This window comes from Allobosea sp. CS1GBMeth4, assembly GCF_900185715.1.
Taxonomy (GTDB): Bacteria; Pseudomonadota; Alphaproteobacteria; order Rhizobiales; family Beijerinckiaceae; genus Allobosea.
On record NZ_FYAS01000016.1, the window covers coordinates 23,457 to 42,441 of the forward strand.

At 68.9% G+C, this 18,985-nt stretch carries 16 protein-coding genes and 1 tRNA gene; 7 read left to right on the forward strand and 10 right to left on the reverse strand.

Annotated features, from left to right (window positions below; all coding sequences use genetic code 11):
* The first annotated feature begins 16 nt into the window (after positions 1-16).
* The gene (locus CS1GBM4_RS08995) at positions 17-622 is read left to right on the forward strand and encodes an acyloxyacyl hydrolase (RefSeq protein ID WP_186418373.1); all 606 of its coding nucleotides are present in this window, start codon (positions 17-19) and stop codon (positions 620-622) included.
* A gap of 39 nt (positions 623-661) precedes the next feature.
* Positions 662-1,294, forward strand: coding sequence for a maleylacetoacetate isomerase (gene maiA / locus CS1GBM4_RS09000; RefSeq protein WP_186418374.1), 633 nt, complete (start codon positions 662-664; stop codon positions 1,292-1,294).
* Between the two features lie 4 nt (positions 1,295-1,298).
* On the opposite strand, the gene CS1GBM4_RS09005 is transcribed toward maiA, so the two are convergent.
* From CS1GBM4_RS09005 to CS1GBM4_RS09020, 3 genes are all read right to left on the reverse strand, one after another.
* Positions 1,299-1,544, reverse strand: a complete 246-nt coding sequence (locus CS1GBM4_RS09005; protein WP_186418640.1) for a hypothetical protein — start codon at positions 1,542-1,544, stop codon at positions 1,299-1,301.
* Between the two features lie 631 nt (positions 1,545-2,175).
* Positions 2,176-2,250 (reverse strand) — tRNA-Val (locus CS1GBM4_RS09015).
* 134 nt (positions 2,251-2,384) lie between these two features.
* Positions 2,385-2,744, reverse strand: a complete 360-nt coding sequence (locus CS1GBM4_RS09020) for a response regulator (protein ID WP_038363805.1) — start codon at positions 2,742-2,744, stop codon at positions 2,385-2,387.
* Positions 2,745-3,033: 289 nt separating this feature from the next.
* On the opposite strand from CS1GBM4_RS09020, the gene CS1GBM4_RS09025 reads away from it, so the two are divergent.
* Both CS1GBM4_RS09025 and hisN read left to right on the forward strand, forming a co-directional pair.
* Positions 3,034-3,948, forward strand: coding sequence for an N-formylglutamate amidohydrolase (locus tag CS1GBM4_RS09025; RefSeq protein WP_186418375.1), 915 nt, complete (start codon positions 3,034-3,036; stop codon positions 3,946-3,948).
* A 412-nt stretch (positions 3,949-4,360) separates the two neighbouring features.
* Positions 4,361-5,143: a histidinol-phosphatase gene (hisN, locus tag CS1GBM4_RS09030; RefSeq protein WP_186418376.1), complete on the forward strand. Its 783-nt coding sequence runs from the start codon at positions 4,361-4,363 to the stop codon at positions 5,141-5,143.
* Here the strand turns inward: hisN and CS1GBM4_RS09035 are convergent.
* Entirely contained in the window at positions 5,048-6,118 is a 1,071-nt protein-coding gene (locus CS1GBM4_RS09035) for an alpha/beta hydrolase (protein WP_186418377.1), read from the reverse strand. The genes hisN and CS1GBM4_RS09035 overlap by 96 nt on opposite strands.
* Positions 6,119-6,295: 177 nt before the next feature.
* On the opposite strand from CS1GBM4_RS09035, the gene CS1GBM4_RS09040 reads away from it, so the two are divergent.
* Positions 6,296-6,757, forward strand: coding sequence for an Hsp20 family protein (locus CS1GBM4_RS09040; RefSeq protein ID WP_186418378.1), 462 nt, complete (start codon positions 6,296-6,298; stop codon positions 6,755-6,757).
* A gap of 163 nt (positions 6,758-6,920) precedes the next feature.
* Here the strand turns inward: CS1GBM4_RS09040 and CS1GBM4_RS09045 are convergent, their stop codons facing one another.
* Positions 6,921-7,727 (reverse strand): hypothetical protein, encoded by an 807-nt coding sequence (locus CS1GBM4_RS09045; protein WP_186418379.1) that lies wholly within the window; start codon positions 7,725-7,727, stop codon positions 6,921-6,923.
* Between the two features lie 102 nt (positions 7,728-7,829).
* Positions 7,830-8,888, reverse strand: a complete 1,059-nt coding sequence (locus CS1GBM4_RS09050) for a beta-eliminating lyase-related protein (RefSeq protein ID WP_186418380.1) — start codon at positions 8,886-8,888, stop codon at positions 7,830-7,832.
* Positions 8,889-9,520: 632 nt separating this feature from the next.
* On the opposite strand from CS1GBM4_RS09050, the gene gltB reads away from it, so the two are divergent.
* Positions 9,521-14,212 carry a glutamate synthase large subunit gene (gene gltB / locus CS1GBM4_RS09055; protein WP_186418641.1) on the forward strand — a complete coding sequence of 1,564 codons (4,692 nt, stop codon included), beginning with the start codon at positions 9,521-9,523 and terminating at the stop codon, positions 14,210-14,212.
* 5 nt (positions 14,213-14,217) lie between these two features.
* Positions 14,218-15,642, forward strand: a complete 1,425-nt coding sequence (locus CS1GBM4_RS09060) for a glutamate synthase subunit beta (protein WP_186418381.1) — start codon at positions 14,218-14,220, stop codon at positions 15,640-15,642.
* Positions 15,643-15,857: 215 nt separating this feature from the next.
* Here the strand turns inward: CS1GBM4_RS09060 and mutT are convergent, their stop codons facing one another.
* The 4 genes from mutT to argJ are packed head-to-tail and all read right to left on the reverse strand — an operon-like array spanning position 15,858 to position 18,932.
* A complete protein-coding gene (mutT, locus tag CS1GBM4_RS09065) occupies positions 15,858-16,262 on the reverse strand; it encodes an 8-oxo-dGTP diphosphatase MutT (protein WP_186418382.1) in 405 nt (134 codons plus the stop codon).
* A gap of 6 nt (positions 16,263-16,268) precedes the next feature.
* Entirely contained in the window at positions 16,269-16,775 is a 507-nt protein-coding gene (locus CS1GBM4_RS09070; RefSeq protein WP_186418383.1) for a carboxypeptidase regulatory-like domain-containing protein, read from the reverse strand.
* Positions 16,772-17,713, reverse strand: a complete 942-nt coding sequence (locus CS1GBM4_RS09075) for a DMT family transporter (protein WP_186418384.1) — start codon at positions 17,711-17,713, stop codon at positions 16,772-16,774. The genes CS1GBM4_RS09070 and CS1GBM4_RS09075 overlap by 4 nt, the downstream gene beginning before the upstream one ends.
* A complete protein-coding gene (gene argJ, locus CS1GBM4_RS09080) occupies positions 17,682-18,932 on the reverse strand; it encodes a bifunctional glutamate N-acetyltransferase/amino-acid acetyltransferase ArgJ (protein WP_186418385.1) in 1,251 nt (416 codons plus the stop codon). The genes CS1GBM4_RS09075 and argJ overlap by 32 nt, the downstream gene beginning before the upstream one ends.
* Positions 18,933-18,985 lie beyond the last annotated feature (53 nt).

Consider the following 18,985-nt stretch of genomic DNA (forward strand, 5'->3'; position numbering starts at 1 on the left):
GCCCAACTCTCCTGCCATGGTTCGCGTCGCGTCGCTGTTCGTTGCCCTCTCGGTCCTGTCCGCGCCAGCACTGGCGCAGGGCGACCGCGGCGGCAGCCGCGCGCTCGGCTATGCGCCCGCGACGGAAGCGCCCGCGCCGGCCTGGGAGGCGCGGTTCGGCCTCGGCGCCGCCAATCCCGGCGGGCGCGAGAGCGGCCTGCTCAATCTCGGCGGCGAGATCCTGACGCCGCGCATCGCCACGCTGAGCGACCGCTTCGCCAACGCTTTCGTACCGCGCTTCCATCTCGGCTCGAGCCTGAACGTCAACGGAACGCAATACGCCTATGCCGGCGCGACCTGGACCTTCGACGTCTCGCAATCGGTCTTCGTCGAGGCCAGCCTCGGCGCCGCCGTCAACAACGGCAAGGCCGGCGCCGTCATCCCCGAGAACCGCCTGAATGTCGGCTGCAACACCGGCGCACGCGGCGCCGCCGCCCTCGGCTTCCGCCTCAACGACCGCTGGAGCCTGATCGCGACGCTGGAGCATTTCAGCACCACCGGCTGCTCGGACAACCCGGTCGCGAATGCCGGCAGCCCGCGCGGCCCCTCGAATTTCGGCGCCCGCCTCGGCTATACTTTCTAAGTCGACCGCACGGGGTCGGCCTCGCCGGGAGGCGGCACCATGAAGCTGCACGGCTATTTCCGTAGCTCCGCGGCGTGGCGCGTGCGCATCGCGTTCAACCTCAAGGCCATCGCGGTGGAGCACGTCCCGCATCACCTGCGCCATGGCGCGCAGCGCGACCCCGCCTACCTCGCGCTCAACCCGCAGGGGCTGGTGCCGGCGCTGGAGCTCGACGACGGCACGGTCCTGACCCAGTCGCTCGCCATTATCGAATGGCTCGACGAGACGCATCCGCGGCCGGCGCTGCTGCCCAAGGCGCCGCTGGAGCGAGCCAAGGTCCGCGCCTTCGCGCAGGCGATCGCCTGCGACACCCACCCGGTCCAGAACCTCAAGGTGCTGAACCGGCTGCGCGAGCTAGGCCATGACGGCGAGGCCGTGCTGGCCTGGGCCGCCGGCGTCAATGCCGATGGGCTCTCCGCCTGCGAGCAGCTCGCCGCGAACAATCCCGGCCCGTTCTGCTTCGGCCCGGAACCGGGCCTCGCCGACATCTGCCTGGTGCCGCAGCTCGGCAATGCCAGGCGCTTCAAGGTCGATGTCGCACGCTTCCCGCGCCTGTTGCGGGCGGAGGCGGCCGCGATGGAGCGCCCCGCCTTCCGCGACGCGGCGCCCGATCGTCAGGCCGACGCCGAATAGGCGTTCACCAGCGGCGATACGGCCACGGCCCCCAATAGGGACCATAGAAGCCGGACGCCTCCAGCCGCGCCCGCCGGGAGGCCGAGCGGTCGAGATCGACCTCCATCAGACAGTTGGCGAAACCCTCGGCTCCGGGCCGGAAGCCATAGGACCGGCAGCGCTCCTCGTCGATGGCGCGCTGCTCGGCCGCGGTGACGCAGCCGCCGAGCGCGGCTGCCAGCCCCAATGCGATCAACCATCTCGCGCGCATCATCGGATCCTCCGGCCGTGCAGGCATTTCGCGGATCATGCCATGAAAGCGGCGCCTTGACGTCGCCGTTTCAGATCGCCCTCGCCAATGCCGTCCGTGTCGGGAGGTCTTCTCCGATTTACAGCGAGGTCGCCAGCTTGCCGACCTCGGCCAGCACCGCCTCGCGCTCGGCGAGGGAGGCCCGGGCCTCGGCGTAATAGGCGGTCACGACCAACGCCGCCCGGCCCGGAGGTGACGAGATCGGCCCTGCCATAGCTCACGCCGATGAGTGGAGGCTGTGGAGCGAGGCGGCGGGCATCGAGCCCTTGCAAGCACGCGGCCCCGTCTTCGACACATCGATCGCCCTCGCCGAGGTCGCCGCCGCGGGCGAAGGTGCCGCCCTTGTGCCGGCCCTGGTGTTCACGCGCTACTTCGACGACGGCAGGCTGGTTCGCCCGTTCCCCGTCGAGGTTCCGCTCGGCGGCTACTGGCTGACCTGGCTGCAGTCACGCTCGCTGTCGCCGGCCATGCTGGCTTTTCGCGACTGGCTCGTCGACGAAGCCGCGCCGACATCGCATCGCGAACGCGCTGAGCCCAAAGCAAGACGGCCGCCGGTGGGGCGGCCGTCCGTCCTTGGATCCAAGGAGGAAAATGGTGGGCGCGACAGGGATCGAACCTGTGACCCCTACGATGTCAACGTAGTGCTCTCCCGCTGAGCTACGCGCCCGTTCCGCCCGAAGGCGTCCGGAACGATACCGGCCCGGGGGCGGCATCGCTGCGAGGTGGAGGGGCTATAGCGGACACCTGCGCGGCTTGCAAGGCGCTTCGTCGGCTTCCGTGCAAGAAGCCGCGCGGGCGCCGTCACGCCGCCAACAGCTTCTCGACTTCGTTGACCAGCTCGCGCAGATGGAACGGCTTCGACAGCACCTTGGCGTCCTTCGGCGTCTGCGAATCGGGATTGAGCGCCACCGCCGCGAAGCCGGTGATGAACATCACCTTGATGTCCGGGTCGAGCTCGGTCGCGCGCCGCGCCAATTCGATGCCGTCCATCTCCGGCATGACGATATCCGTCAGCAGGAGCTCGAACGGCTCCTCGCGCAACCGGTTGTAGGCGGAGAGCCCGTTGTCGAACGAGGCGACGTCGTAACCCGCATTCTGCAGCGCCTTCACCAGGAAGCGGCGCATGTCGTTGTCGTCTTCGGCCAGGAGGATCTTCGTCATGGCGCCTTGCTTCGTCCGTGATGTTGCGCCGAGCCCACGCCACCCCGCCCGTCCGGCCGGAAGTCGATTCGCTCGCCTCGTCGTCCCCGCACCCGGGCAGCCGTCCCTGCCATTCCGGGCTTCGCCGGTCCAGCCCGGCGCGGGCGAACTCAGCGCTCGCACACAGCCGGATGGATCAGCCAGCTCAATCTGGCGACATTACGGTAAACATCCCGTGAAGGCGCGGCCCGCCGTTGACGATGGGGCATCCCCTTCAACCCGCTCCGGCTTTGTGCTTGAGTCCGACGGCATGACGCTGCCAGCCGCATTCCCTCACCCGGACCACGTGATCGCCGAGATCGAACGGCCGTTCACGCTCTATCAGCCCGCGCTGCAGGTGGTGCCCGTCATCGTCGACGTGCCGCATGCCGGGCGGCGCTATCCACAGGCCTTCGCCGAGGCCTCACGCCTGCCGCTCAGGGCCCTGCGCCGGTCGGAGGACGCCTATGTCGACCTGCTCTTCTCCCAGGCCGTCGCGCTCGGGGCGCCGCTGCTGGTCGCCGAATTCCCGCGCGCCTATCTCGATGCCAATCGCGAGCCCTACGAGCTCGATCCGCGCATGTTCGAAGGCCGCCTGCCCGGCTTCGCCAACACCCGTTCGCTGCGCGTCGCCGGCGGCCTCGGCACGATCCCCCGCATCGTCGGCGAAGCCTACGAGATCTATGCCGGCCGCATCCCGGTCGAGGCGGCGCTGGCCCGGATCGAGGAGCTCTACCGCCCCTATCACGCCGGCCTGCGCCATCTGGTGAACCGGACGCAGGCCAGCTTCGGGACCTGCATTCTCGTCGACGCCCATTCGATGCCATCGACCGGGCTCGACCGCGACGGCGTCGCCAAGGCCGACATCATCCTCGGCGACCGTTTCGGCACCAGCGCCTCGAGCTTCATCGTCGACGCGGCGGAAGCCGCCTTCGCACGCGCCGGGCTCACGGTGACGCGCAACCGCCCCTATGCCGGCGGCTTCATCACCGAGCATTACGGCGCCCCCGGCTCCGGCGTGCACGCGCTCCAGATCGAGGTCAGCCGGGCGCTCTACATGAACGAGGCGACGCTCGAGCCCCATAGCGGCTTCGCCGCGCTCCAGCAGGTGATCAGCGCCGCCATGGCCGAATGCTTCGCACGCTGGAGCGGCTGGAGCGACGACTGGCGCCAGGCGGCGGAGTGAGCCCTTCGCCGAGGCGCCGACACCCTGCCCCGGAAAGCCTGCCCCGGAAAGAAAGAGGGCCGCTCACTTGCGTGGCGGCCCAAGTCTAGGGAGGAAACGCCCAAGGAGGGCAACGAAGGTTTGAGGTCATCGCCCCTTCGCAGTGCACAATAGCGCATTGCAGCGCAAAAAAGCAAGTGCTGAGGCGGTGCCAGCCATGCGCAAATTGCATATCTCGGCAGCATTTCCGCACGAGACCTTGCGATTTCGCCGAGCGCGCTGCGTTGGGCCGATCCGCAAATCCGCGTCGGTGAAGCAGCCACGGCATCAAGCGTCCCACGTTCCGGCACGGCGTCGTGGACCATCGGCGCTTGTCATCCGTACCGCCGCGCCGCAAGAAGACGGCGCCCCTGAGGAGCCGAAGGAACCCTGGATGAGCGCGGTCGATTTCGCAGAGTTCGTCGCCCGTCTGGCGACTTTGTCGGGCCAGGCGATCCTGCCCTTCTTCCGCGCCCGGCATACGGCCGAGGACAAGTCCGGCGGCGGCGTCTTCGATCCCGTGACGGAAGGCGATCGCGCCGGCGAGGACGTGATGCGCAACCTGATCAAGCGCACATTTCCGGCCCATGGCATCCTCGGCGAGGAGTTCGGCGCCGAGAATGCCGGGGCGGAATATGTCTGGGTGCTCGACCCGATCGACGGCACCCGCGCCTTCATTTCCGGCATCCCGGTCTGGGGCACCCTGATCGGGCTCACGCGCAAGGGCATTCCGGTCTACGGCATGATGAACCAGCCCTTCACCGGCGAGCGTTTCTCCGGCGACGGCCTCGATGCGCGCTACGAAGGACCGAACGGGCCGCGCCGGCTGCAGACCCGGCAGGTCGCGAGCCTCGCCGAGGCGACGCTGATGACGACGAGCCCCCACCTCTTCGCCGATACGGAGAAGGCGGCCTATCAGCGTGTCGAGAGCGCCGTGCGCCTCGCCCGCTATGGCTGCGACTGCTACGCCTATTGCATGCTCGCCGCCGGGCATGTCGATCTCGTCATCGAGAGCGGCCTGAAGCCCTATGACATCGTCGCGCTCATCCCGATCATCGAGGGCGCCGGCGGCATCGTCACCTCATGGGACGGCGGCAGCGCCGCCCAGGGCGGCACCATCCTCGCCGCCGGCAACAGAAGGCTGCACCAGGCCGCTCTCGCCCTGCTGAACGGCTGAGGCCGGAGCGGCCAAGCTCCCGGCCGACAGATCCTCGCCCGGCACGAAAGCGTCGAACGCGGCCCAGAACTGTGCCCTGATCGCGTCCGTCTCCATCAGGATCTCATGCCGGGCCGTCGGCAGCACCAGGGCCGGGCCGGTCTTGAGCCGCGCCGCGAAGCGCTCGATCGCCGGGGTCGACACCACGGGATCGCGCCCGGCCGCGATGACCAGCGTCGGGACCCTGACGGCGAGCGGCGCGCGCGGCTGGGCCAGCCGGTCCATCAGCTGGAAGGCGGCATGGACCCAGCCGACGCTGGGATCGCCGATCGCGAGTTCGCGCGCCGCCGCCGAGAGCGCGGCGTTGCGGGCATAGCGGACCGGATCCGAGCTCAGCCGATTGCCGTCGAACGGCTTGGTGCCGATCGCCGTATCGCCGCCGCCCGGGACGAACGCCTTGCCGAGGCCGAGCCAGTACAGCGTCCGCGCCAGCCAGCGCGCCGCCCGCGGATTCTCGATCATGCTGATGCCGAGCATCGGCGCGAGCGCGACCAGGCGCGCCACCGGAAACGCCTCGCGCCTGATCGCGTCGAGGCAGAGCGCCGCGCCCATCGAATGGGCCAGGGCGAAATAAGGCGGTGGAAACCGCTCCTGCATCTGCGCCACCGCGAGAGCCAGATCGCGCTCGTAGTGCACGAGCCGGCCGACATGGCCTCGGCGCTGCCGATTGGTGAAGCGCTGCGAGCCGCCCTGCCCGCGCCAGTCGAAGGTCAGGACATGGAAGCCGCGCCTCCGCAGTTCGGCGATCGTTTCGCTGTAGCGCTCGATGAATTCCGCCCGCCCCTGCGCGACCAGGATCGTGCCCTTCTCCCGTCGCACGCTCGGGCGCCAGCTCGCCAGGCGCAGGCGCGCACCGTCGCCGGTCACGGCGAACCAGACCCTGCCATGGCCGGGCACGGGATAATCCGGGTGATGGAAGAACTCGGCCTCGGTCATCGGCGCTCCGGCGCGGTCGCCCTCTGGTTATGCCCAGCCGGAGATGGTCTTGAAAAGCCGAAAACACCACCCAGATCAGGTTTGCGCAGGCCGCGGAGCGGCTGCGCGAATCCGAACCTGGCCCGCGCTCACGACGAGGCGGGCCGCCACGAATGTCGCTTCCTCTGGAGGACAATCATGCGTTCCTACGATCTTTCCCCGCTTTATCGCTCGACCGTCGGTTTCGACCGCCTGTTCTCGCTGCTCGACCAGGCCACCAGCGTCGACAACGCGCCGAGCTATCCGCCCTACAACATCGAGCGGACCGCCGAAAACGCCTATCGCATTTCGATCGCGGTCGCCGGCTTCTCCGAGGCCGACCTCTCGATCGAGAGCAAGGAGAACGCGCTGACCGTGCGCGGCGAGAAGAAGACCGCCGAGGATGAGCGCAAGCGCGAGGTCCTGCATCAGGGCATCGCCGCCCGCGCCTTCGAGCGCCGCTTCCAGCTCGCCGACTACGTCCAGGTCACCGGCGCCAGCCTCGAGAACGGGCTGCTCCATATCGACCTGGTGCGCGAGATTCCCGAGGCCAAGAAGCCGCGCCTGATCCCGATCGGCGGCGGCTCCGCCAAGGTGATCGAGGCCAGGAAGGCCGCCTGATCGGCGCGCCCTCTCCGTCAGCGCAGGCCTGACAGCAGAGAGCCTCCCCGGGAGACCGGGGAGGCTCTCTTGTTTGGGCGTCCGTCGAACTCGACCGTTCCGGACGACTGGGTGGCTGGCCGGGATGGAGGCCGGCGCTTCGGCCCGGATCAGCCGAGAGCGCTCAGTTCAGCGGATTGACCGGCGCGATCGGCGTCTCCGGCTTCGGCTGCGCCGTCTTCATCTCCTCGATCTGCACCGGCGGCAGCGTCGTGTCGGGCGTCGGAATGCCGCCCGGCCGCGCGCGGGCCAGCGGCGGCAGCCGGTCGGGCTCGTCGGTGCCGCGCACGTCCTGCGGATCCACCAGCTTCGGCTTGCCGATATCCCTGGGCGCGATGGCCGGCATCGCGGCGGGCTTCCCCGGCACGGTCTCGGATTTCGGCGCCGCCGGGGAAGGCGGAACGGCGGTCGCCGGCGCACTCGCCTGTGTCGGCGGCGCGGCGGGCGTCAGCCCGGCGGGGCGCTCCGGCGGACGCGGCGTCAGCTTCTTCGGCGCCGGACGCTCCTCGTCGCGCGGATCGAGCCCGACGGTCCGCGGCGGCGGTTGCAGCACGATGCGGTCAATCAATTCGCCGGTGAAGCGGTCGATCACGAGGCGCACGCGCGCCCCGTTCGCCGCCACGCCATCGACGACCACGGCCGAGCGGGTGCGAACGGTCCGCTGCACCTCGCGCAGGCCGAACTCCCGAGCCGCGCTGCGCTCCAGCGCCCGCGGCGGCATCGGCGCCGGCCGGATCGGCGCATAGTCGTAGCGCCGGCGATAGCCGTCCTCGTAGTCGTAGCCATAGCCATAGCGGGCATAGCCGCCGTAATCGTCGAGCTGCGCCAAAGCAGGGCCGCTCGCGCCGGCCATCACGGCCAGCACAGTGAAACCTGCCAGCCGGCGGCGCGCGGGGCGCGGCGCGGTGCCAGGCGGAACCAGGACTGCCATGGTCTTCCTCTGTCAGACGTAAAGTCGCCGTCTTCAGTTCTCGATAAGGATTGCGGCGCGCTTGCGGCATGATTCCGCTGGGAAACAGGCTGTTTCCGGCGCTCAGGCGGCGTTCAGAACGGCCGCGAGCCGGTCCACCTCCTCCGGCTGCGTCGCGAAGGAGCAGACGAAGCGCCCGACCACCTCGCCATGCTGCAGGCCCTGCCCCGGCGGCAAGGCCGCATCCGACCAGACGATGTAACGCACGCCCTGCGCCGCCAGCCCGGCCTGCGCGGACGGCGGCAGCACCAGGAAGACCTCGTTCGCCTCACATGGCCAGGCGAGACGGAGCCTGCCGGCCGCCGCGACCGCGTCCGCCAGGCGGCCCGCCATCGCATTGGCATGGCGTGCGAGGTCGAGCCAGTGGCCGCTTGTCAGCAGCCCCTCGAACTGCGCGCCGATCAGCCGTCCCTTCGACAGCGTGTGCCCGCCCCGCTTGCGTCGCCAGGGCATCTCGGCCGCATCGGCCGGATCGAAGACGATCACCGCCTCGGCGGCGAAGGCGCCGTTCTTGGTGCCGCCGAAGGACAGCACGTCGACGCCGGCCTTCCAGCTGATCTCGGCCGGCGTGCAGCCGAGCGCGACGAGCGCATTGGCGAAGCGGGCGCCGTCCATGTGCAGCTTCAGCCCGCGCGGCCGGATCGCCGCCTTCAGCGCGGCGACCTCGGCCGGCCTGTAGACCAGCCCGCATTCGCTCGCCTGCGTGATCGACAGCATCTGCGGCTGCACCTGATGCAGGGAGCCGGCAGCCATGCGCGCGAGCTGATCCGCGACGACCTCGGGGACGAGCTTGCAGCCATCGCCGGGCAGGCCGACGATCTTGGCACCGCCAGTGAAGAATTCGGGCGCGCCGCATTCGTCGGCGGCGACATGCGCCTCGTGATGGCAGAGCACGGCGCCCCAGGGATCGACCAGGCTCGCCAGGGCCAGCGCATTGGCCGCCGTGCCGGTGGCGACCAGGAAGACGGCGACCTCGCGCTCGAACAAGTCGGCAAACAGGCCCTCGACCCGCTTCGTCCAGGCGTCGTTGCCATAGGCGGCGGAGACGCCGTCATTGGCCGCCGCCATCGCCTGCATCACCGGCGCACTCGCCCCGGCCAGATTGTCGCTGACGAAGTTCATGAGGATCGGATCCGGAGGCCGCTGGGAGGACTGCGAGGGATAAGCGCCGGCCTCGGGCAAGGCAATCGGCGCCGATGCAGAACGGCCCCTCGATCCGGGCAGTCGACAACTTCCGGCTTGGCCCGACGACCGGGCCAATGCGAAAATGTCCGCACATCGGCACAGATAGCAACAAAATGTCGCCACGTGGCAAAATCGGCGCTTGTGCCCAGATTGGAATTCTGGCAAGGTCGAGACATTAGGACAGTGTTGCTGTCCCATTTTCGAAGCGGGCCTCGCTGAGGCCCCGGCGCGGACGGATGGAGCGGAGCGATGACGGGAGGTACGGCAAACAAAGCCAAAGCCAACCGTACGACGCGCGCCGCCCGCAAAACGGCGGCGTGACCAGGCGCGGCAGGGCTTGAAAGCCCAGGGCGCCTGCGGAGGACGCGGGCGCAAGACCAGACCAGCGCAAGCGACCTTCGCAGACTGACGACAAGGCCGATCCGGCCCGATCCTTGCGCGGCAGGGAGACACCGGAACGGCGGCGGCACGGCGATCCACCGTGTGGACTTTGACCGGCCTCCCGGCGGATGCTGCGGGGCCTAGGGCGGGCGGAGGTAACGATGAGCCAGGGCAGGAAGGCGGGCGCGATGGCGAAGACCACCAGGGCGGCGGCTGTCGAGCGCTTTCCCGAGGTGCGCGACCCGGCCATGCCGGAGCGCCAGGGCCTCTACGACCCTTCCTTCGAGAAGGATTCCTGCGGTGTCGGCTTCATCGCCGACATGAAGAACCGCAAGAGCCACGCCATCGTCGCGCAGGGCCTGCAGATCCTGCACAATCTCGATCACCGCGGCGCCGTCGGCGCCGATCCCAAGCTCGGCGACGGCTGCGGCATCCTCACCCAGATCCCGCACCGCTTCTTCAAGGAGGAATGCGCCAGGCTCGGCATCGACCTGCCCGAGCCCGGTCATTACGCCATCGGCCAGTTCTTCATGCCGCAGGAGGCCGACAACCGCGCGGTCTGCGAGGAGATCGTCGCCCAGACCGTCGAGGAAGAAGGCCTGACCTTCCTCGGCTGGCGCGACGTGCCGGTCGACAACAGCGATCTCGGCGAGGCGGTCAAGGAGACCGAGCCCTGCCACCGCCAGATCTTCGTCGGCCGCCCGGACGGGTTCGACAGCGAGGACGAGTTCGAGCGCCGGGTCTATGTCCTCAGGAAGTCTGTCTCGAACAAGGTCTACAAGCGCCAGGACCGGGCGACGGCGACCTATTATCCGGTCTCCTTCTCCTGCCGGACCATCGTCTACAAGGGCATGGTGCTGGTCACCCAGCTCGGCGCCTATTTCAAGGACCTGACCGACGAGCGCTTCGAGAGCGCGCTCGCTCTCGTCCACCAGCGCTTCGCCACCAACACCTTCCCGTCCTGGCGCCTCGCCCATCCCTACCGGATGGTCGCCCATAACGGCGAGATCAACACGCTGCGCGGCAACGTCAACTGGATGGCGGCCCGCCAGGCCTCGGTCGACTCCGAGCTCTTCGGCGCCGACATCTCCAAGCTCTGGCCGATCTCCTATGAGGGCCAGTCCGACACCGCCTGCTTCGACAACGCCCTCGAATTCCTGGTTCAGGGCGGCTATTCGCTCGCCCACGCCATGATGATGCTGGTGCCCGAGGCCTGGGCCGGCAACCCGCTCATGGACGAGAGCCGGCGCGCCTTCTACGAGTACCACGCCGCTCTGATGGAGCCATGGGACGGCCCCGCCGCGATCGCCTTCACCGACGGGCGCCAGATCGGCGCGACGCTCGATCGCAACGGCCTGCGTCCCGCCCGCTATCTCGTCACCGACGACGGCCTCGTCGTGCTCGCTTCCGAATTCGGCGTGCTGCCGATCCCGGAGGAGAAGATCGTCCGGAAGTGGCGGCTCCAGCCCGGCAAGATGCTGCTCATCGACCTCGACCAGGGCCGCATCATCGGCGACGACGAGATCAAGCAGACGCTCTGCCAGGCCAACCCCTACAAGGACTGGCTGAAGCGCACCCAGATCGTGCTCGAGGAGTTGCCGCCGGTCGAGGCGCGCGCCGCGCGCACCGATGTCGCGCTGCTCGATCGCCAGCAGGCCTTCGGCTACACCCAGGAGGACACCAAGCTCCTGATGGCGCCGATGGCGGTGACCGGGCAGGAAGCCGTCGGCTCGATGGGTACGGATACCCCGATCTCGGCGCTCTCCTCCAGGTCGAAGCTGCTCTACACCTATTTCAAGCAGAACTTCGCCCAGGTCACCAACCCGGCGATCGACCCGATCCGCGAGGAGCTCGTGATGAGCCTCCTCTCCTTCATCGGGCCGCGGCCGAACATCCTCGACCTGGAGGGCACCTCGCGCCGCAAGCGCCTCGAGGTGCGCCAGCCGATCCTGACCAATGACGATCTCGAGAAGATCCGCTGCATCGGTCACTACGAGGACCGCTTCGACACCAAGACGCTCGACATCACCTATCCGACGCGCGAGGGCGCGGCCGGCATGGAAGGCGCGCTCGAGCGCCTGTGCGAGCGCGCGGAAGCGGCCGTCCATGGCGGCTACAACATCATCATCCTGTCCGACCGCCAGGTCGGCGCCGATCGCATCCCGATCCCGGCGCTGCTGGCGACCGCCGCCGTCCACCATCACCTTATCCGCAAGGGCCTGCGCACCTCGGTCGGCCTCGTGCTCGAATCGGGCGAGCCGCGCGAGATCCATCATTTCGCCTTGCTCGCCGGCTTCGGCGCCGAGGCGATCAACCCCTATCTCGCCTTCGAGACCATGGAGGCGCTGCTGGAGGCCGGCGAGTTTCCGCCCGAGGTCGACCGCTACGAGGTGGTCAAGCGCTTCATCAAGTCGATCGGCAAGGGCCTGCTCAAGGTCATGTCCAAGATGGGCATCTCGACCTACCAGTCCTATTGCGGCGCCCAGATCTTCGACGCCGTCGGCCTGCGCACCGAATTCATCGAGAAGTACTTCAAGGGCACCATCTCCTCGATCGAGGGCGTCGGCCTGCCCGAGATCGCCGAGGAGAGCGTGCGCCGCCATCGCGACGCCTTCGGCGACTCGCCGATCTATCGCGAGGCGCTCGACATCGGTGGCGAATACGCCTTCCGCCTGCGCGGCGAGGCGCATGCCTGGACGCCGGAGAACATCGCCCTGCTCCAGCACGCGGTGCGCGGCAACGCCCGCGACAAGTTCAAGGCCTATTCCGAGCTGGTCAACGACCAGAGCCAGAAGCTCTCGACCATCCGCGGCCTCTTCCACGTCAAGATGGCGGAGGAGCTCGGCCGCAAGCCCGTGCCGCTCGACGAGGTCGAGAGCGCGGCTTCGATCGTCAAGCGCTTCTCCACCGGCGCCATGTCGTTCGGCTCGATCAGCCATGAGGCGCATTCGACGCTGGCGCTGGCGATGAACGCGATCGGCGGCAAGTCGAATACCGGCGAGGGCGGCGAGGAGCCGGAGCGCTTCAGGCCGCTGCCCGACGGGCGCTCGATGCGCTCGGCGATCAAGCAGGTCGCCTCGGGCCGCTTCGGCGTCACCACCGAATACCTCGTCAATTCGCAGGTGATGCAGATCAAGATCTCGCAGGGCGCCAAGCCCGGCGAGGGCGGCCAGCTTCCCGGCCACAAGGTCGATGCCCGCATCGCCAAGGTCCGGCATTCGACCCCGGGCGTCGGCCTGATCTCGCCGCCGCCGCATCACGACATCTACTCGATCGAGGATCTCGCCCAGCTGATCTTCGACCTGAAGAACGTCAACCCGGCGGCCGACGTCTCGGTCAAGCTCGTCTCCGAGCTCGGCGTCGGCACCGTCGCCGCCGGCGTCGCCAAGGCGCGCGCCGACCACATCACCATCGCCGGTTTCGAGGGCGGCACCGGCGCTTCGCCGCTGACCTCGATCAAGCATGCCGGTTCGCCCTGGGAGATCGGCCTCGCCGAGACCCACCAGATCTTGGTGATGAACAAGCTGCGCGGCCGCGTCGCGCTCCAGGTCGACGGCGGCCTGCGCACCGGCCGCGACATCGTCGTCGGCGCGCTGCTCGGGGCCGACGAATTCGGCTTCGCCACCGCGCCATTGATCGCGGCCGGCTGCATCATGATGCGCAAGTGCCATCTCAACACCTGCCCGGTCGGCGTCGCGACCCAGGACCCCGTCCTGCGCAAGCGCTTCAAGGGCACGCCCGAGCACGTCATCAACTTCTTCTTCTTCCTCGCCGAGGACGTGCGCGAAATCATGGCGGAGATGGGCGTCAGGAGCTTCGACGAGCTCGTCGGCCGCTCCGACTGGCTCGACAAGAGAGGGGCGATCGACCACTGGAAGGCCAAGGGGCTCGACTTCGCCCGCATCTTCCACAAGCCCGAGGCCGGCGCGGGCGTCGCCATCCGCAATGTCGAGCGCCAGAACCATCCGATCGAATCGGTGCTCGACCGCACGCTGATCGCCAAGGCGGGCGCCTCGCTCGACACCGGCGCCCCGGTGGTGATCGAGAGCACGATCCGCAATGTCGACCGCTCGACCGGCGCGATGATCTCGGGCGAGATCGCCAGGCGCCATGGCTCGGCCGGGCTGCCGGAGGACACGATCACCGTGAAGCTCACCGGCACCGCCGGCCAGAGCTTCGGCGCCTGGGTCGCCGCCGGCCTGACGCTCGACCTGACCGGCCAGGCCAACGACTATGTCGGCAAGGGCCTGTCGGGCGGCAAGCTGATCGTGCGGCCCGATCCGAAGTCGCGCGCCGTCGCCGAGGAGGCGATCATCGTCGGCAACACCGTGCTCTACGGCGCGATCTCCGGCGAGTGCTATTTCCGCGGCGTCGCCGGCGAGCGTTTCGCCGTGCGCAATTCCGGCGCCATCGCGGTGGTCGAGGGCACCGGCGATCATGGCTGCGAGTACATGACCGGCGGCGTCGTCGTCGTGCTCGGCCAGACCGGGCGCAACTTCGCGGCCGGCATGTCGGGCGGCATCGCCTATGTCCTCGACGAGGACAGGAGCTTCGCCAAGCGCTGCAACCTCTCCATGGTCGATCTCGAGCCGGTGCCGGAGGAGGAGGAGCTGACCCAGCGCCTCTACCACCATGGCGGCGACCTCGAGTTCAAGGGCCGCATCGACGTCATGGCCAACATGTCGGGCTACGACGCCGAGCGCCTGCACCAGCTCATCGCCAACCACCTGAAATACACCGGTTCGGCGCGGGCGCAGGCGATCCTCGAAAACTGGGCCGAGTATCTGCCCAAATTCGTCAAGGTCATGCCGGTCGAGTACCGGCGCGCACTCATGGAAATCGAGCGGGCGCAGGCCGGCGTCTCGGTCGCGGCGGAGTAAGGGCGATGGGCAAGGTAACCGGTTTCCTCGAGATCGACCGCCGCGACCGGAAGTATCTTCCGGCCTCGGACCGCATCCGCAACTACAAGGAATTCGTGATCCCGCTCGGCGCCGAGGCGACGCGCGACCAGGCTGCGCGCTGCATGAACTGCGGCATCCCGTATTGTCACAATGGCTGCCCGGTCAACAACCAGATCCCGGACTGGAACGACCTCGTCTACAACGACAAGTGGCAGGAAGCGCTCGGCAACCTGCACACCACCAACAACTTCCCCGAGTTCACCGGCCGCGTCTGTCCCGCGCCCTGCGAGGCGTCCTGCACGCTGAACCTCGAGGATACACCCGTCACCATCAAGACGATCGAGTGCGCGATCGTCGACAGGGGCTGGCAGGAGGGCTGGATCAGGCCCGAGCCGGCCGAGGTCAGGACCGGCAAGAAGATCGCCATCATCGGCTCGGGCCCGGCGGGCCTCGCCGCGGCGCAGCAGCTCGCCCGCGTCGGCCACGAGGTCCATGTCTACGAGAAGCAGGCCCGCGCCGGCGGCCTGCTGCGCTATGGCATCCCCGACTTCAAGATGGAGAAGTCGCATGTCGACCGGCGCGTGAAGCAGATGGAGGCAGAAGGCGTCGTCTTCCATTACGGCGTCAATGTCGGCGTCGACATCGACCCGCAGGAGCTGCTCGCGCAATACGACGCGATCGGCCTGACCGGCGGCGCCGAGAAGCCGCGCGACCTGCCGATCGAGGGCCGCGACCTCGACGGCATCCAGTTCGCCATGGACTTCCTGCCGCAGCAGAACCGGCGCAATGGCGGCGAGCCGGAGACGGCGGGCAACGCCCGCCCGATCCTCGCCGGCGGCAAGCATGTCGTCGTCATCGGCGGCGGCGACACCGGCTCGGACTGCATCGGCACCTCGGTGCGCCAGGGCGCGCTCTCGGTCACCCAGCTCGAGATCATGCCGCAGCCTCCGGAAAAGGAGAACAAGCTGCTGACCTGGCCGGACTGGCCGCTGAAGCTGCGCACCTCCTCCAGCCATGAGGAAGGCGCCGAGCGCGACTTCGCCGTCGGCACGCTGAAATTCTCCGGCGAGAACGGCAAGGTGAAGACCCTGCACTGCGCCAGGGTCGATGCCGGCTTCAAGCCGATCGCCGGCACCGAGTTCGACCTGAAGGCCGACCTCGTCCTGCTCGCCATGGGCTTCGTCTCGCCGGTGCATGACGGCCTGCTGCACAAGCTCGGCGTCAAGCTCGACGGGCGGGGCAATGTCGAGGCCAACATGCTGGCCTACAAGACCTCGGTCGAGAAGGTCTTCGCCGCCGGCGACATGCGCCGCGGCCAGTCGCTGGTGGTCTGGGCGATCCGCGAGGGCCGCCAGATGGCGCACGCCATCGACAAGCACCTGATGGGCGAGACCATCCTGCCGCGCTGAGCGGCGGGAGCAATGGGTAAGCACAGAGCGGAATGACGAGCGCGGGGAACCCTTCTCCCGTGTGGAGAAGGGCAGGGATGAGGGCCTGCCTTATCCGTAGAAGGCGCAACGGCGCCGCCTCGCCCCAACGATCAGCGGCGGTTCCTCACCCCTGCCCCTCTCCCATCCGGAAGAGGGGTTTTGCGTTGCGGTTCCTCGCGATCGCAAATTGAGCCTCACGCTCCCAGCAGATCGACCAGCGGCGGGATCAGCGGCTCGTCGGCCGGCGGCATGGCGAGCTCGCGCAGCTTGCCGGGGCGGACCCATTTCAGCGCCTGCCCCTCGCGCGAGCTGACCGTCCCCTCCCAGCGCCGGCAGATATAGAGCGGCATCAGCAGGTGGAACTCGGGATAGGCGTGGCTGGCGAAGGTCAGCGGCGCCAGGCAGGCCTCCTTCACCGCGATGCCGAGCTCCTCGGCCAGCTCTCGGATCAGCGCCGGCTCCGGCCGCTCGCCGGCCTCCAGCTTGCCGCCGGGGAACTCCCACAGGCCCGCCAGGGCCTTGCCTTCGGGACGTTGGGTGACGAGCACGCGATTGTCCGGATCGACCAGCGCGCAGGCGACGACGAGCAGCAGTTTCACGAAGAGCTAATGTCCCGAGAGGATGACCTCGACCGGCTCGGTTTCCTTGCCGGTCAGCGTGACCTCGTCATAGACCGTGCCGCCCTCGCGGAAAACCGCATCCTCCTCGCCCCAGATCACCTGCGTCGAGACGAAATAGCTGCCGGGCGCGACCTTGTCGAAGGTGAACCGGCCATTTGCCGTCGTCTTGGTCGTGCGCGTCAGCTCGGCATAGGCCGGATCGACCTGATCGTTCGGATAGCGCCAGTGCGGCAGGAACTTGGCCTTGCCGAAGACGCGAGTGAAGCGCTCGCGCGCAAACTCCGTCGCCGGGATGAGCTTCACGATCTCGCCGGCCGCGTTGACGACCTGCCCCTTCGAGCGCGTCCGGAAGGCATGGCCGACGATCACGCCGGTGCCGGGCTTGCGGATGAAGGCCGCCTCCTCCGCCGAAAAGGACGACGTCGTCGGCCCCTGCGCGACGCAGGATCCCAGCAAGGCCGCAAGGCCGAGCACGCACGCGAACGCTCTCATCTGGCTCGTCCCCCCGTCGGCGCCGTTGATACCAGAAAGACGCCGGCGAGGATGATGCAACCTCCGGTAATCTGCCGCAACTCCAGCGTTTCGCCGAGGACGAGCACACCCAGGACGGCAGCCACTGCCGGCACCAGATAGCCGGTCATCGCCGCGCGCGTCGGCCCGGCGGCGCGGATCAGCCGCATGAAGATCGTCACCGGCAGCGCCGTCGCGAGCACGCCCAGCGCCAGCACGGCCTGCCAATGCGGCGTGAGAGCCGCGAGCGCCCCCCAGCCGGAGACGATCAGCGTCAGCAGCAGCGCCGCCGAGCCGGACACCATCTGCTGGCCGAGCGCGAGCCTGATCGGGTCGCCGGCCTTCGGCGGCACCGCGCGCGTATAGAGGTTGGCGCAGGCATAGGAGAGCATCACCCCGACCATGGCGAGGAGGCTGAGCGCTGTGCCCCCGCCCTCGATCAGGCGTGGGCCGATCAGGATGGCGACCCCGACCATGCCGACGAGGATGCCGCCGAGACGGCGCCGGCTCAGGCGCTCCTCCGCGAACAGGAGATGCGCGAACAGGGCGGTGACCAGCGGCCCCGCCGCCTGGATCATCGCCGCCGGGCCGCTGGCGAGCTGGATCAGCGCATAGGCGACGAGCACGTTGGGCAGCCAGCCATTGGTCGTGCCCAGCACGAGCCAGTGGCGGACCTCGTGGCGGCGCGGCAGCGGGTTCTGGCCGCGCGCCGCGACATAGAGCGCGAGCGTCGCGGCGCCGAGCAGGCCGCGGCCCGCGGCGATCGCCCAGGGGGTGACCTCGCCGGCCAGCAGTTTGATGAACAGATAGCTCGAGCCCCAGAGCAGCGAGCAGGCGGCGAGATTGCCGATGACGAAGGCCCTGCTCGGCCCGGTCGGGCCGGCTGGCTCAGGACCGGTAGTCGCCGTTGATCTCGACATAGGCCTTGGTCAGGTCGCAGGTCCAGACGGTGGCCTTGCCGCGGCCGAGGCCGAGATCGGCGGTGACGACGATGTGCTCGCCCTTCATGTAGTCGGAGACGGCCTGCTCGTCATAGGAACCGGCGCGCGCGCCGGCCTCCGCGACCTTGATCGCGCCGAAGGAAATGTCGAGCCTGTCGCGATCGGCCGGTTCGCCCGCCTTGCCGACAGCCATGACGATGCGGCCCCAATTGGCGTCCTCGCCGGCGATCGCGGTCTTGACCAGCGGCGAATTCGCGATCGAGAGCGCGACCTTCTTGGCCGAGCGGGCCGACTGCGCCCCGACGACGCGGACCTCGACGAATTTGCGGGCGCCTTCGCCGTCCTTGCAGACCAGATGCGACAGCTCCAGCAGCAGCGCGTTCAGCGCCCGCTTGAAGCCGGAGAGCCGGGCGTCTGCCGGGTCGCTGATCTCGGGCACGCCGCGCGCCCTCGCCTGTCCGGTCGAGAACAGCATCAGCGTGTCGGAGGTCGAGGTGTCGCTGTCGACCGTAATGGCGTTGAACGAGCCCTTGACGCCCTTGCTGAGCAGGGCCTGCAGCACCGGGGCCGCGATCGGCGCGTCGGTGAAGACGAAGGACAGCATCGTCGCCATGTCGGGCGCGATCATGCCGGCGCCCTTGGCGATGCCGGCGATCACCACCTCGTGCCCGTCGATCCTGGCCTTGCGCGAGACCGCCTTCGGGAAGGTGTCGGTGGTCATGATCGCCCTGGCGGCGTCGAGCCAGGGCCCGTCGGCGGCGCGCCTGGCGCAATCGGCCAGCACGCCCTCGAACTTGCCCGCGTCGAGCGGCTCGCCGATCACGCCGGTGGAGGCGATGAAGACCTCCTCGTCCTTGCAGCCCGCGGCCTTGGCCGCGATCCTCGCCGTCAGCGCCACCGAGTCGCGGCCCTTCACGCCGGTGAAGGCGTTGGCGTTGCCGGAATTGACGACGATGGCGCGCGCCCTGCCCTGCGCGAGATTGGCCCGGCACCAGTCGACCGGGGCCGACGGGCATTTCGAGCGGGTGAAGACGCCGGCCGCCTGCGAGCCCTCGTCGAGCAGGACGAGCAGCACATCGGTGCGGCCCTGATAGCGGATGCCGGCCTCTGCGGTGGCGAAGCGCACGCCGGGCACGGCCGGAACCTTGGGCTGGCGCTTGGGCGCGAGCGGGGAAACGGGAACATCCTTGCCGGCCATCGGGCGCCTCCTGCGAATTCAGGCCCGATGTGCCGCAGCGGCGGAGCGAAGAC